The sequence below is a fragment of the Pyxidicoccus trucidator genome, assembly GCF_010894435.1.
GTDB classification, from domain to species: domain Bacteria; phylum Myxococcota; class Myxococcia; order Myxococcales; family Myxococcaceae; genus Myxococcus; species Myxococcus trucidator.
Genome location: NZ_JAAIXZ010000012.1, coordinates 319,653 through 333,190 on the forward strand (window position 1 = coordinate 319,653; position 13,538 = coordinate 333,190).

Below are 13,538 nucleotides of genomic sequence, written 5' to 3' on the forward strand. Positions count from 1 at the left end.
CGCTTCACCTGGGGCCGGGCGTGACGCGCTTCCCGGCCTCCACCTTCATCCGCGCGCGGTCCTCCGGCGACAGCAGCCCGAGGCACCGCGCGCAGTAGTGGCCCGTGCTGCTGTCCGCGGAGCTGACGGCCTTGCCCTTCGCGTCCGACATGACACAGCCCTCCGTCTCGCAGTGGTCGAAGCCCAGCGTGTGGCCGAACTCGTGGACGGCCAGGTCCTCCATCCGCCGCAGCAGCACCGCCTGCGTCTTGCTGTGCTTCCGGTAGATGCGCGTGGACAGCACGCAGGACTGACCACTCAGGCTGCCGAGCCCGGCGATGCCCCAGTCCGGGATGTCGTCCTTGGTGGTGGAGATCTCCGCCTCGGTGATGGCGACCACCTTCCAGGCACCCTTTGGCGGGTCCGCGTCGATGGCCTCCAGCAGCTTCTCCGCGCGCCAGCGGCGACGGGGCGCATACCAGGCCGCCTTCGGCAGCTCGCGTTGGGGCTCGAAGCGCACCTGCACGTGCAGCCGTTCCTGGAGCGCCTGTGCCACCCGGTCCAGGATGTCCTGGCTCACAGAGCCGAACGGGAGGATGGCCACCACCCGCTCGGGGGCAGGTGGCGGCTCCGCCCTGGCGGGCCGGGCCAGGAGCAACACGGAGAGGCACAGCAGCGACACCGCGAGCCCGACGGAAGGAAAGCGCATGGCCGCATGGTAGCCCTTCTTCCCGGGGGCCCGTGAGCAGTGGTCATATCGAACCGGTGCGGAGTGGCCATTGTCCAGACCACTCCACTGGGAAATACCTCTCCGGGAAAGAGAGGTCCGCATGTCATCCAGCACCGCCACCGTGAACCACGGAAACATCAGCAGCGCCCAGGCCCGGCCCCAGGCCCTGCGCCGCACGCTGGGGCTGTGGCAGGGCGTCGCGCTCTACGTCGGCTCGGTGCTCGGGACGGGCGTGCTCGTCCTGCCCGCCATCGCCGCGGAGACGGCCGGCCCCGCGTCGGTGCTGGCGTGGCTGGGGCTGGTGCTCCTGTCCCTGCCGCTGGCGCTCACCTACGCCGCGCTCTCGCGCCAGCGCGCCGACGCGGCCGGGTTCTCGGATGCGATTGAGCGCGCCTTCGGTCCGCGCTGGGGCGCCGTCGCGGGCTGGCTCTTCCTCGCGCAGGTCCCCACGGGGACGGCGGTGGTGGCGCTGATTGCCGGCGAGTACGGCGCCAGCGTCCTCGGCGGCGGCCCGACGATGGCCGTCGTGCTCGGCACGGCGCTGGTGGTCTCCGCCTATGCGCTCAACTTCGTGGGCCTGCGCGTCAGCGCGACGGCGCAGCTGGTGACGCTGGTGGTGATTGTCGCCGGGCTCGCGCTGATTGTCGGGCGCGCGCTCCCGGAGGTGGAGGCCACCGCCTTCACCCCGTTCTTCTCGCGAGGCCCCGCGGCCGTGGGGCTCGCGTCGGTGCAGCTCTTCTGGGCTTTCGTCGGCTGGGAGGCCATCACCCCGCTCGCCCGCGAGTTCAAGGAGCCGCGCGACATCTGGCGGGCCAGCCTCCTGGCGGTGGGCATCGTCGCGCTCGTCTACCTCCCGCTGGCGATTGTCACCGTCGGCGTCCGGGCCCATGGGGGCGAGGCGGGAGCGCAGACGCCCCTCGTCCTGCTCGCGGCGAATGTCTTCGGGCCCAGCGCCTCGCGCGTGGTGGGCATCGCGGGACTGCTGCTCTCGTTCATCCCGGTGAATGCCTACGTCGCGGGCACCAGCCGCCTCGCCTTCGCGCTGGGCGAGCGACGCCAGCTTCCCGCCTGGCTTGGCGTCACGTCCGCGTCGGGCACGCCCCACCGGGCGCTCGTGGCGCTCTGTGCCGTCGCGCTGCTGGGCCTCGGGGTGACGCACTTCGCGAAGCTGCGCATCGCGGACCTGCTCCCCTTCTCGACGTCGTCGTTCCTCGCGACGTACGTCCTGTCCATGGCCGCCGCCGTCCGGCTGCTCCGCCCGCCGCTCTCGTATGCGGCCATCCTGTCGCTGCTGGCGTGCACGGTGGTGCTCTTCTTCGTGGGGACGTTCCTCGCGTGGGTGGGCGTCGTCTCCGTCTGCGCGCTCGCCTACCAGCACTTCGCCGCCCGGCGTCGGCCGAGCTGAGGCGGCGCCACTGTCCGGTGCCTCGAGGACGGAACGACACGCTGGCGTCCGGTGCACGCGCGCCCGGACGCGGCCTCACCGCTCGTCTTCGTCGTCGTCCGCGCTGCCGCCCGCCGGCTTGCGCCCCAGCAGCCGGTCGATGTCCCCGCGCGCCTCGTCCGCCTGGGCGGCGGTGATGCGGTTGACTGACGCGAGCTGGTCCACAATCCAGTGCGCGCGCCGCCACAGCGCCCGCGAGCCGGAGGAGGGCGAGCGCTTGCGAGGCGCCGGCAGCATCGCGGCGAGGATGGCCCCCTGCGCCACCGTGAGCTGCGACGCGGACACGCCGAAGTGCTCGCGCGCGCCAGCCTCGATGCCGTAGACGCCCTGCCCCCACTCGACGACGTTGAGATACAGCGCGAGGATGCGCTTCTTGGTGAGCGATTCTTCGAGCCGGTGCGCCAGCACCAGCTCCTTCGCCTTGCGCAGCAGGCTGCGGTCCGTGGACAGCCAGAGGTTCTTCGCCAGCTGCTGGGTGATGGTGGAAGCGCCCCGGCCCAGGCGCCCCTTCTCCCACGCCTCCTCCATCGCCTTGCGGACCTCGGAGGAGTCCACGCCCTCGTGCACGTAGAAGCCGGCGTCCTCGGAGACGAGCACCGCGGCCACCGCGTGCTTTGAGATGGCCGACAGCGCCACCCAGTGCTGGCGGCGGCGGGCCTTCTTCCCCGCCTCCCGGGCCTCCTCCGCGCGCTGCTCGATGAGCGCCGTCGTCTTCGGGTTCTCCTTCTCCAGCGCCCCGGCATCCGGCAGCGTGACGTACTCGTACACGCTGAAGGCGAGCAGCAGCCCCGCGAGCGCGAGCAGCACCTTCTTCCGCCGCGAGCCACGCCCCACGGGCGGAGCGGACCGGGACACGGGGGACGTGGGGGACGCGCTGGCGGAGGAAGCATTGCCACGCACGACCCCCGTGGGCGCCGCGGGTGTGTGCTCAGGCTCCTGGGGCCCCGGAGCCGGCCGACCATCCGAAAGGGACATCAGGCCGGTGCATAGCGCCTCCCGCGCCGGACGTCACGCCCGGGCCCGGAGGTCCGGACTCGGAGCTCCCGCCGTCCGCTGCGCCAGGAGGGCAGCAGCGTTCAAGCGCCGCTCGTCTGCCCCCCGTGCAGGCAGGGGCTCTGGAGCTACCGGCGCTTCGACGATGCGAGCCGCGTGGGGGTGCTCTTCCAGCTCTCGTCCACGGAAGCAAAGCCCGCCACCAGCTCTCCCGCCAGATAGCCCCGGTTGCGCTTGTCCTTGCGGCGCAGCCAGTCGTTGAGGACGCGGCCCTTCTCGTCCTTCCGCGCGTCGGGACGCGCCAGGTTGAACCGACCGCGCTTCACCTGGCCGCTGGCCTTGTGGACGAAAGTCACAGTGCCGTCGTCGCCCACGCGCTCGACGACGCCGATATGCGTGAGGCCGTCGTTGAGCTTCCCGTCCTTGTTCCGGTCATGCGTGTCCCGGAAGAACACCATGTCCCCCGGCCGGGGCGTCTCGCGCAGCGTGCCCAGGCCCGAGGCCTTCCGGTAGATGGCCTTCACGCCGTTCTCCCCGGGAAGGGTCCGCTCCGGCATCAGGCTCAGCCCGGGCTTGCGGTAGGCCAGCTGCGTGAACCCCGAGCAGTCATCGTTCACCGTCGTGCTCACCGTCGTCAGTGAGCGCAGCCCCACCCAGGCCTTCGCGCGCCATACGGCCCGCTCCGCCAGCGTGACGGTGGCCTGACGCTTCGGCGCGCGCTTCCGCACCGCCTCCGCCTCACCGCCCCACAGCAGCATCCCCACCACCGCCCCCAGCCACACTCCACGATGCATGTCCCCGCGTCAGAGCAACGCGCGTGCCGCGCCTGTATGGCCGCTCGGGCGTCAGGCGGTGGACACCCCCATGGGACGCGAGGGTACCCGGTGTGGGAAGGGGATTGCCCACCCGGGACGGCGGGAGGACCGTGGGTGGAACCCTCCGGCGCCAGTGGAAGCACGCAGCTCCCGCAAGGCTCCCGGGCGGGCGGAGCTCAGGCGCCGGGCTGGGGCTGCGCCGACACGTGCTGGAGTGCCGGCCGCACGTGGACCGGCAGCTCCACCACGAAGGTGGCGCCCGCACCCTCCTCGCTCGTGACGTGGATGGTGCCCCCGTGCGCCTCCACGATTTGCCGGGTGAGGAACAGTCCCAACCCCAGACCTCCGTACTGGTGCACCGGCACGGCGCGCTCGAAGCGCACGAAGATGCGCCGCAGCGCCTCGGGCGGAATGCCGATGCCGTGGTCCGTCACCGTGAGCCGGGCGCGGCCTTCCACCTGCGTCAGGTCCACGTCCACCGGGGCGCCGATGCCGAACTTGATGGCGTTGCCCAGCAGGTGGCTGAGCGCCTGCTCCATCCGCCCCCGGTCCAGCCACCCCGAGATGTGGAAGGACTCCCGGCGCAGCCGCAGCTCGCAGCCGGAGCGCGCCGCCTCGTCCGCGAAGCGCTCCACGCACTCCTCCACCAGCGCGGTGAGGTCCACCTCCTCGCGCCGCAGCTCCAGGGTGCCGGTGTTGACGCGGCCCACGTCCAGCACGCTCTCCACCAGCCCCGTCAGCCGCGCCACCTGCCGCGAGATGAAGCCCAGTCGCTCCAGCGCGGCCTCGCGCTCGCCCGAGCGGCGAAGCTGCCCCATCAGGCTCTGCACGCGCAGGGTGAGCGTGGCCAGCGGGGTGCGCAGCTCGTGCGCCGCCACGGCGATGAACTCGTCCCGTGCGCGGATGGCCTCGTGCGCCTCGCCCAGCAGGCGCGCGTTCTCCATCGACAGCTCGCACCGGCGCGCGAGGTCCTCCGCCAGCAGCACGTCGCGCCGGCCCAGCGGGCGGGTCTCCTCGTCCGCCACCATCGCGAGCGCCCCCACCCCCCTCCCGCGCAGCCACAGCGGCACCAGGACCCCCGAGCCGTTCCGGTTCCTCCAGTGCCACGGCTCTCGCGGCAGCGGAGGCAGCTGCCCGCGCAGCCCGACCTCGCGCGCGGGTGTCCACCCCGCCGACGCCACCCGCCGCACCATGCCCTGGTCGTCCACCCTCCAGATGGCGGCGCCCGCGCAGAGGTCCGGGACGAGGAGCCGCACCACCTGCGGCAGCGTGGCGTCCCAGTCCGAAGACCGGGCCAGCACCGCGCCCGCCTCGGCCAGCACGCGCTGGCCCACCTCCGCCCGGCGCCTCCCGGCCACCACCGCCGCCAGCGTGAGCGCCGTCAGACTGAGCACGGCCAGGAAGACCTGCACGGAGAGCACCCGCTCCGCCACCGACATGGGCAGCATGCCGAAGGGGCCACAGCCCTCCGCGGTGAAGCCCACCGCCAGCGTCCCCATCACCACCGACGCGCTCGACGCGCCCCGCGGCCCCTGGCGCAGCGCCGCGGCGATGACGAGCGGAAAGGCCGCGTAGGGCAGCGTCGCGAGGAGCCCCAGCGGCGCCGTGCCGGGGCGACTGAAGATGAAGGTGGTGACGCCGGCCACCAGCGCCAGCAGCACCCACGTCTCCGCCAGGCGACTCGGGCCCGGGGGCTGGCGCGCCACGGGCCACCACGTCAGCAGCACCGGCGCCAGCAGCACGGTGCCCAGCATGTCGCTGAGCCACCAGGCCCGCCACTCGGCCCAGAACGGCAGCGTGCTGCCCCACAGCGCAGTGCCCACCGCCCCCAGCGTGGCGCTCGGCACCGAGCCCACTCCCGCCCCCAGCACCAGCAACCCGGCCACGTCCCGCACCCGCCGGAACAGCACCGGCCCGCCAATGAAGCGCCGCATCAGCACCGCGCCCAGCAGGGTGCGCAGCACGTTGCCCAGTCCCCAGGCCAACGCCGCGTGCACCGGTATCCCCCGCGCCACCACCGTCCCGACCTCCGCCACGAAGATGGCGGCCAGCAGGGCCGGCCACATCCGCACCGGGGAGCGGAGCACGAAGGCCAGGCTCAGCCCCGCGGGCAGCCACAGCAGCGCGCTGTTGAAGGGGGCAAACACGAAGTGCAGGCTGATGAACTTCAGCGCCACGAAGCAGACTGCGAGCAACATGGCGCGTCGTGCCATCACAACCCCCAGCGGAAGGTAAGCAGCACGGGGGTGCCCGGCCGGGTGCTAGGAAGGGCGAGGGCACGAGAGAGCGCACGTCCGGCTTCGGGCCCCACCCCACCCGCCAGGTGGGGAGCAACGGAGTCCCCGCCCGGATGCTCCCGCCCCTGGACGTGAGCTGCACGGCCTCTACACCCTGACGCCGGGCCGCCGCCCCCACATCACCTCGACTTCATGCTCCTGGAGCTGTCCCACTCCTTCCACACGGAGGGCTTCTTCAAGCGCGAGTCCAGCCTCTTCCACCAGCTCGTCCCACGCCCGACCACCTCCGCTCCCCGCCGCCCCCGGGCTTCAAGGGTGTGACGGCGGACACCCTTCACATAAGTCCAGGCACGGAGCGGCCCGGACGCTACATTCCACCTCCCTATGGCGCATCCGACCGAAGACAAGAACTTCCGCCTGCCGACCACCATCCGTCCCCGTCGCTACGTGGCCACCGTCACGCTGGACCTGGACGCGCGGACCTTCTCCGGACAGCAGACCATCGAGCTGGAGCTGGCCGAGCCGGCGCGGGAAATCATCCTCCACGCCATCTCCCTGCAGCTCGGTGAGGTGACGTTCCGCGCGGGGAGCGAGCAGCGCAAGCCCGCCTCCCTCCAGCCCATGACGAAGAGCGAGACGGTGGTGCTCCGCTTCGACACCCCGCTGCCCGCGGGCCCCGCCTCGCTGGACGTGGCGTGGACGGGCCGCTTCATGGAAGGCCTGCGCGGCATCTACCAGGCCGGCAAGGTGGCGGCCACCCAGTTCGAGGCCGCCGACGCGCGCCGCCTCTTCCCCTCCTTCGACGAGCCGGCCTTCAAGGCGAAGTGGGCCCTCACCGTGCGCGTGCCGCCGGGGCTCACCGTGCTGGGCAACGCCCCGGTGCGGAAGGAGGAGCAGGACGGCGGCCTCCAGAAGGTGACGTTCCAGGAGACGGAGGTGCTGAGCAGCTACCTCATCGCCCTCGTCGTGGGCCCGCTGGTGGGCACCGCCGAGCAGAAGGTGGAGGGCGTGCCGGTGCGCACCTGGTCCCTGCCGGAGAAGGCGCACCTGACGCGCTTCGGCCAGGACGTGGCGCTGGCGGTGCTGCCCCGGCTCCAGGACTACTTCGGGCTGCCCTATGCCTTCACCAAGGTGGACCAGGTGGGCATCCCCGACTTCGAGGCCGGCGCCATGGAGAACGCCGGCCTGATTACCTACCGCGAGGTGGCGCTGCTGCTGGACCCGGCCACCGCGCCCCTGTCCGTGCAGAAGCGCGTGGCGGAGGTGGTGACGCACGAGCTGGCGCACCAGTGGTTCGGCAACTGGGTCACCATGGTGTGGTGGGACGACCTCTGGCTCAACGAGGCCTTCGCCACGTGGATGGCCTTCAAGATTGTGGACCAGTGGCGTCCCGAGTGGCGCATGTGGCTGGACTTCGACACGCACCGCGCCAGCGCCCTGCACCTGGACGCGCTCAAGTCCACGCACCCCATCCACGGCGAGGTGCGCAACGCGGCCGAGGCCAGCGAGAGCTTCGACGCGATTACCTACGAGAAGGGTGGCGCGGTGCTGCGGATGATTGAGGGCTTCCTCGGGGAAGGCCCCTTCCGCGAGGGCATCCGCCAGTACATGCGCACGCACGCGCGCGGCAACGCGGTGAAGGAAGATTTGTGGAACGCGCTGGGCAAGGCCGCGCAGCAGCCGGTGGAGGAGCTGGCCACCGCGTGGGTGGGCCAGAGCGGCTTCCCCATGGTGTCCGCGCGGCTGGACGGGCGCACCCTGCTCTTGTCGCAGCGGCGCTTCTACTCGGAGCCGGGCGTGCAGAGCGACGAGAAGTGGCCGGTGCCCATGGTGCTGCGCTACGAGGACGGCTCCGGCGTGCGCGAGCAGCGCGTGCTGCTGCGGGACGCGCAGACCGCGGTGAAGCTGGAGGGCTCGGGCGAGGTGAAGTGGCTGACGGCCAACGCCGGCTCCACCGGCTTCTACCGCGTGTCGTACGACAAGCCGGCGATGGAGAAGCTGGCCACGAATGTGAAGGCGCTGGCGCCCTCGGAGCGCATCTCCCTGCTGGCGGACCAGTGGGCGCTGGTGCGCTCGGGGCAGGCCTCCATCGGCGACCTGCTCGATTTGGCCGGCCGCTTCGGGGACGAGGAGGACGACTCCGTCCTGGACGAGCTGGTGGGCCGGCTGGCGTACATCGAAGGCCGGCTGGTGGATGGCGAGGACCAGGAGCGCTTCCGCCGGTGGGTGGGGCGGCTGCTGGCCCCCGGCCTCAAGCGCGTGGGCTGGCAGGCGGCGGCGGGCGAGTCGGACCAGGTGAAGCTGCGGCGCGCGGCGCTGGTGCGCGCGGTGGGCGGCCTGGCGCGCAGCCCGGAGGCGCTCGCCGAGGCCCGCCCGCGCGTGGCCCGCATGCTGGAAGGCGACCGGGACGCGCTGGAGCCCAACCTGCTGGACGCGGCGGTGGCCATGGTGGCGCGCGCAGGGGACTCGGCCCTCTTCGAGACGTTCCTCCAGCGGATGCCGAAGGAGCCGGACCCGGCCACGCAGCGCCGCTACCTCATGGCGCTCACCGGCTTCGAGGACCCGGCGCTGGCCGAGCGCTCGCAGGGGCTCTACTTCAGCGACACGGTGAAGACGCAGGACGTGGCCAGCTTCGTGGCAGGCCTGCTGGCCAACCGCACCGGCCGCGAGACGTGGTGGGCGCAGATGCAGAAGCGGTGGAAGGACGTGTTGGGCCGCTCGGGCAGCGCGCCCATGCTGCTGCGCCGCATCGTCGAGGCCATGGGCATCCTCCGCACCCGCGAGCACCTGGAGCAGGTGAAGGCGCTGCTCCAGGCCAACCCCGTGCCCGAGGCGCTGCAGGCCACCGCGCAGACGCTGGAGCGGCTGTCCCAGGACGTGGCCCTGCGTGAGCGCTGCGGCCCCGAGGTGTCCGCGTGGCTGAAGAAGCAGCCGTGAAGACCACCCTCACGCCAGCCAGCCTCGCCAGCGCGCGCGAGGCTCTACGCCTGGCCAACACCCGCTTCGAGCGCGCGTATCCCGGCGAGTCGCCCCGCCGGCAGCCCGTGCACGTGGTGTACGGGGGCGCCCACCTCTTCCGCGCGACGACGGCGCGAAAGCTGGGGGACCTGGCGCTCGCGGCGCTGAAGGAGTACGCCCCGGACGCGGCCGAGCTGGCCCATGGCCTGGGGCTGCCCCAGCGGGGCCGCTTCGCCCAGCGCGTCTACGGGCGCGTGGTGGACAAGCTCGAGCGCGAGCCGGTGGAGGACCTGCGCGTCGACTTCGAGGACGGCTACGGCCACCGCCCCGACGCAGAGGAGGACGGGCACGCCGTCTCCGCCGCCGAGGAGATGGCGCGAGGCCTGGAGCAGGGCTCACTGCCGCCGTTCATCGGCATCCGGGTCAAGTCCTTCACCGAGGAGCTGTTCGAGCGGTCGTCGCGCACGCTGGACTTGTTCGTCACCACGCTGCTGGAGCGCTCGGGCGGGAAGCTGCCGCCCTCCTTCGTCGTCACGCTGCCCAAGGTGACGATGCCGGAGCAGGTGGCCACCCTCGCGCGCATCCTGGAGGTGCTGGAGACGGAGCGCGGCCTGCCGACGGGCTCGGTGGGCATGGAGCTGATGGTGGAGACGCCCCAGGCCCTGTTCGATTTGGAAGGGCGGCTGCACCTGCCCCGGCTGGTGGCGGCGAGCGCGGGACGCTGCACCAGCGTGCACCTGGGCGTGTACGACTACACCGCCGCGCTCAGCGTCAGCGCCCACGCGCAGAGCATGCTGCACCCCGCCTGTGACTTCCTGCGGGACGTGGTGCAGGTGTCGCTCGCCGGCACCGGCGTCATGCTGGCCGACGGCGCCACCCACGTCATGCCCGTGCCACCGCACAGGGCGCAGGGCGAGGCCGGGGTGCTGCCCACGCAGCGGCGGGAGAACATGGAGGCGGTGCACCGGGTGTGGCAGCTCTCGTACCGGCACATCCGGCACTCGCTGGAGCGCGCGTGGTACCAGGGGTGGGACTTGCACCCGGGGCAGTTCCCCGTGCGCTACGCGGCCGTGTATGCGTTCTTCCTGGAGGGGCTGGATGCCGCCTCTCGCCGGCTGAAGGCATTCATGGAGAAGGCCGCGCAGGCCACGCTGGTGGGCGACGTGTTCGACGACGCGGCCACCGGACAGGGACTGCTCAACTTCTTCCTGCGCGGGCTGAGCTGCGGTGCGCTCAACCAGGACGAGGTGCTGGCCGCCGGCCTCACGCTGGAGGAGCTGCGCAGCCGCTCCTTCCGCGCCATCGTCGAGTCACGCCGGGCCCGCGCCTCAGGAGGGTGAGGGCCCGGAGCGGACTGGGGGCGTGCTGTTCGGAAATGTCGGGGGTTTGCGCGGCGCGAATGTCCCGACATTTCCGAACAGCACGGTCTACGGCGCCGCCGGGCCGGGGCCCGCGCCCGGTGTCCCGGTGCCATCCGGAGTGCCGGAGCCTCCGGCGCCTCGGGTCTGCATGAACTCGCGCACCACCGCGACGTCGATGGCCAGCACGCCGAGCAGGAAGAGCCAGGGCCCCAGCCGCGCGGAGAGCCCCAGCAGCCCCCAGACGGTGAGGAGCACGGCGAGGCCGAGAGGCAGCAGCGGCGCCACCGCTGCGCGCGCCCGGGGCACCAGGGCCAGCAGCGCGAGCGCCAGCAGCGACATCACCGCGAGCGGGGCTCCCGCTCGGGCCCTTCCGGACGTGCGGTACACGTAGGGCGTGTAGGAGGGGTTGGACCGCCAGCCGTAGTTCCACTCGTCCCATGAGGAGCCGGTGGGACGGCCGCTCCGGTCCATCTCCGTCACGCGAGAGACTTCATACCCGTAGCCTCCCAGCGACGCCCAGCCGCCGACGCCCGAGCCCCAGGAGAACAGGAGCGACACCGCACACGCGGCGGCGCCCGCGAGCACGAAGCGCTTGAAGCGCGCAGCACCCGGACGTGGCCGCAGCTCGGGAGCCGACGAGGGGGACGCCTGGAATACGCGCCACTGCACGTAGCCAAGCACGACGGCGGCCCCCAGCCAGAGCACCGGCACGAGCCCGAGGCCCAGCGCCAGGAAGGCGAAGGTGAGCGTGAGTCCGGTGAAGAGGGGCAGGAAGGCGGGATGCGAGGCCACCTGCGCGAGCCGCTCCAGGAAGGGAGGCACGGGCCGGCCCGCGGCGCGCCACTCGCGAGCGCCCAGCAGCACGCTGCCCGCGAGCATGACCACCGACCAGGGCAGGCCGATGGTTCCACCGATGACAGGGAGCGCAGGCAGGAGGACGGCCGTGGCGACCAGCCCCGAGCCGAGCAGGGGCAGCGAGCCTCCTGGAAGGCGCTCACGCAGGCGAGGGTCCTCCAGCAGGTTCTGGACCGCGCGGCCGGCGGCCTCGGCGGTGCGGCGGGCGGTGTCGGCCGCGTCCTCCACGGGCGAGTTGGCGGAAGGAACGTTCGTTCCACAGTGGGGACAGGCGGGACCCGGGTTCGCGGGAAGGGGCTGGCCGCAATGCGAGCAGAGCATGAGGTCCCTCGTAGCAGCGGGATGAGGCGAAGCCTACCGCCTCCCGAGGCAGGGCGAGCCCCGGGATGTCCCGTGGCTGACGAGCCCACGCCTTCCCGGGGAACAACCTCCGTGGCCCCTGACGTCATTCCAGGGTCGCGCTAGCGTCCTCCTGCTCCGTTCCAGGGGCACGCTGGCGTCTTCCTGCTCCATTCCAGGGACACGCTGGCGTCTTCCTTCCCCGCTCCGAGGTCACGCTAGCGTCATCGTCTCCTCCCTTCCCGGTGCTTCCCCTGCTCCACCCCGAGTCCACCGATGCGGCGATTCGCCCTCCTGCTGTGCCTCGCCACCGCCTGTGCCGGACCCTCACGGACCTCCCGGACGGAAGCCGAGCCGTCAGGGACGCGGACAGGCGCCCCGGGTACCGGAACGCCTGGCAGGCCCACCGAGCCCGAGCCCACGGGCCCCTTCGCACGTGAACTGCCGCCACTGCCGAAGCAGCGGGTGAACTCCCCCGAGCGCGTCTTCACCGCCGAGGTAGAGGCGTCCGCCCCGCCCACGCTGACGCGCAACGAGGGCTCCACGCGCATCGACATCCCGCTGGGCACGGAGGCCGCGCTGGCGTGCTTCGTCTATGAGCGTCCGCTGGATGCCGCGGGCGCGCTGCTCGCGGTGGCGAAGGCGGTCGGCAGCGGCCCGGGCGTCACGGTGCGGCGCATGGCGCCCACGGAGGTCGCGGTGGTAGCTGGAGCGCCGGCCCTGTTCCTGCGCGTGGACTACGAGACGGCCACGTCCGGCGGCACGGGAGCGGGGCAGATGAAGCTGATGGTGAGCGCGAGCCCCGGGCTGCCGCTGCTGTGCGCGCACGACGAGCCCGGCTACGCGAAGACGTTCCGGCGCATCACCACCGACCTGGCCCGCTCACTCCAGGTGCCGGGCCGTGCACGTCCGACCGCGCGTGGCGAGGAACTCCATGTACTGAAGCTGGACGGGAAGCTCGCCGGCTTCGAGTGGCGCACGTCGAGAAGCGTGGGGGGCGGCCACACGCGCACCGAGTCCACCACCAGCCTGCTCCTGCCCCGCGCGGAGGGCGGCCTGCGCGCGGAGGACAGCACCACCACCACGCTCACCGACGAGCGAGGCTACCTGACGGAGCTGCGCCATGCGCGTGCGGAAGACGGCACCCTCGCATTGCAGGTGACGCTGCGGCGTGAGCCGGCGCCAACGGCCCTTCCCACTCCGAGCGCCGGGTCAGCGACGCGCACCGCACCGGACGGCCAGCAAGCGGTTCGCACTACACCGAGTGCCGAGTCCGCGGCTCGCACCACCCCGAGCGCCGAGTCCGCGGCCCGCGCCGCACCGAGCGCCAAACCAGCGCCTCGTCCCACCCCGAGTGCCGAGCCAGAACCTCGGACCGCCACAATCCGGGAACCCACCAGCCCAGAGGGCCTCACCGTCCCCGGCACCCCCTACCGCTACGAAGGACGCCAGGGCCCGCGCGCGCTGAAAGGTACCTTCATCTCGAAGCGAGGGCTCGCCACGGAAGACGACATCCGCCTCACCCTCAGCAAGTGGCTGCTGTCCGGAGACAGACCGGAGGTGGTGCTCGACGTGTACCGCCCCGCCGTCGACGCCACCGCCCCCGTGGAGCTCACGCTACGTCGTGACTCCTCCGCAAGCGCCGGTCCGCGCGCGCTCACGCTGACGATTGGAGCCAGCACCGCCAAGGCGAGAGCGGACACCCAGGGTCTGCTGGAGTGGCTGGAGCTGTCCCGCCCGGAAGGGATGCTCACCTCCGAGCTCATCCACACCGCTCCGTGACGCGCCCGCTTCTCCGCCCCTGGCGTCCCCGGAGCCCGGCCTGAA

General features: G+C 72.4%; 9 protein-coding genes. 4 read left to right on the forward strand and 5 right to left on the reverse strand.

The window, feature by feature from the left end; translation table 11 throughout:
* Positions 1-4 precede the first annotated feature (4 nt).
* Complete coding sequence (locus G4D85_RS31015) at positions 5-688, reverse strand: archaemetzincin (RefSeq protein WP_164017643.1); 684 nt, start codon at positions 686-688, stop codon at positions 5-7.
* A gap of 121 nt (positions 689-809) precedes the next feature.
* Here G4D85_RS31015 and G4D85_RS31020 point away from each other — a divergent pair, with 121 nt between their 5' ends.
* Complete coding sequence (locus G4D85_RS31020; RefSeq protein ID WP_164017644.1) at positions 810-2,114, forward strand: APC family permease; 1,305 nt, start codon at positions 810-812, stop codon at positions 2,112-2,114.
* A gap of 75 nt (positions 2,115-2,189) precedes the next feature.
* On the opposite strand, the gene mtgA is transcribed toward G4D85_RS31020, so the two are convergent.
* The 3 genes from mtgA to G4D85_RS31035 all read right to left on the reverse strand — a co-directional run bounded on the left by mtgA (position 2,190) and on the right by G4D85_RS31035 (position 6,159).
* Positions 2,190-3,053: a monofunctional biosynthetic peptidoglycan transglycosylase gene (mtgA, locus tag G4D85_RS31025; RefSeq protein WP_164017645.1), complete on the reverse strand. Its 864-nt coding sequence runs from the start codon at positions 3,051-3,053 to the stop codon at positions 2,190-2,192.
* Between the two features lie 221 nt (positions 3,054-3,274).
* Positions 3,275-3,940, reverse strand: a complete 666-nt coding sequence (locus tag G4D85_RS31030; protein WP_164017646.1) for a CHAP domain-containing protein — start codon at positions 3,938-3,940, stop codon at positions 3,275-3,277.
* Positions 3,941-4,137: 197 nt separating this feature from the next.
* Positions 4,138-6,159 (reverse strand): sensor histidine kinase, encoded by a 2,022-nt coding sequence (locus G4D85_RS31035; RefSeq protein ID WP_164017647.1) that lies wholly within the window; start codon positions 6,157-6,159, stop codon positions 4,138-4,140.
* 423 nt (positions 6,160-6,582) lie between these two features.
* On the opposite strand from G4D85_RS31035, the gene G4D85_RS31045 reads away from it, so the two are divergent.
* Together G4D85_RS31045 and G4D85_RS31050 are read left to right on the forward strand one after the other, a co-directional pair.
* The gene (locus G4D85_RS31045; protein WP_164017648.1) at positions 6,583-9,135 is read left to right on the forward strand and encodes a M1 family metallopeptidase; all 2,553 of its coding nucleotides are present in this window, start codon (positions 6,583-6,585) and stop codon (positions 9,133-9,135) included.
* Entirely contained in the window at positions 9,132-10,496 is a 1,365-nt protein-coding gene (locus G4D85_RS31050; RefSeq protein ID WP_205525788.1) for a DUF6986 family protein, read from the forward strand. The genes G4D85_RS31045 and G4D85_RS31050 overlap by 4 nt, the downstream gene beginning before the upstream one ends.
* Positions 10,497-10,583: 87 nt before the next feature.
* Here the strand turns inward: G4D85_RS31050 and G4D85_RS31055 are convergent, their stop codons facing one another.
* The gene (locus G4D85_RS31055; protein ID WP_205525789.1) at positions 10,584-11,693 is read right to left on the reverse strand and encodes a zinc ribbon domain-containing protein; all 1,110 of its coding nucleotides are present in this window, start codon (positions 11,691-11,693) and stop codon (positions 10,584-10,586) included.
* A 483-nt stretch (positions 11,694-12,176) separates the two neighbouring features.
* On the opposite strand from G4D85_RS31055, the gene G4D85_RS31060 reads away from it, so the two are divergent.
* A complete protein-coding gene (locus G4D85_RS31060) occupies positions 12,177-13,493 on the forward strand; it encodes a hypothetical protein (RefSeq protein ID WP_164017650.1) in 1,317 nt (438 codons plus the stop codon).
* The last annotated feature ends 45 nt before the right edge of the window (positions 13,494-13,538 follow it).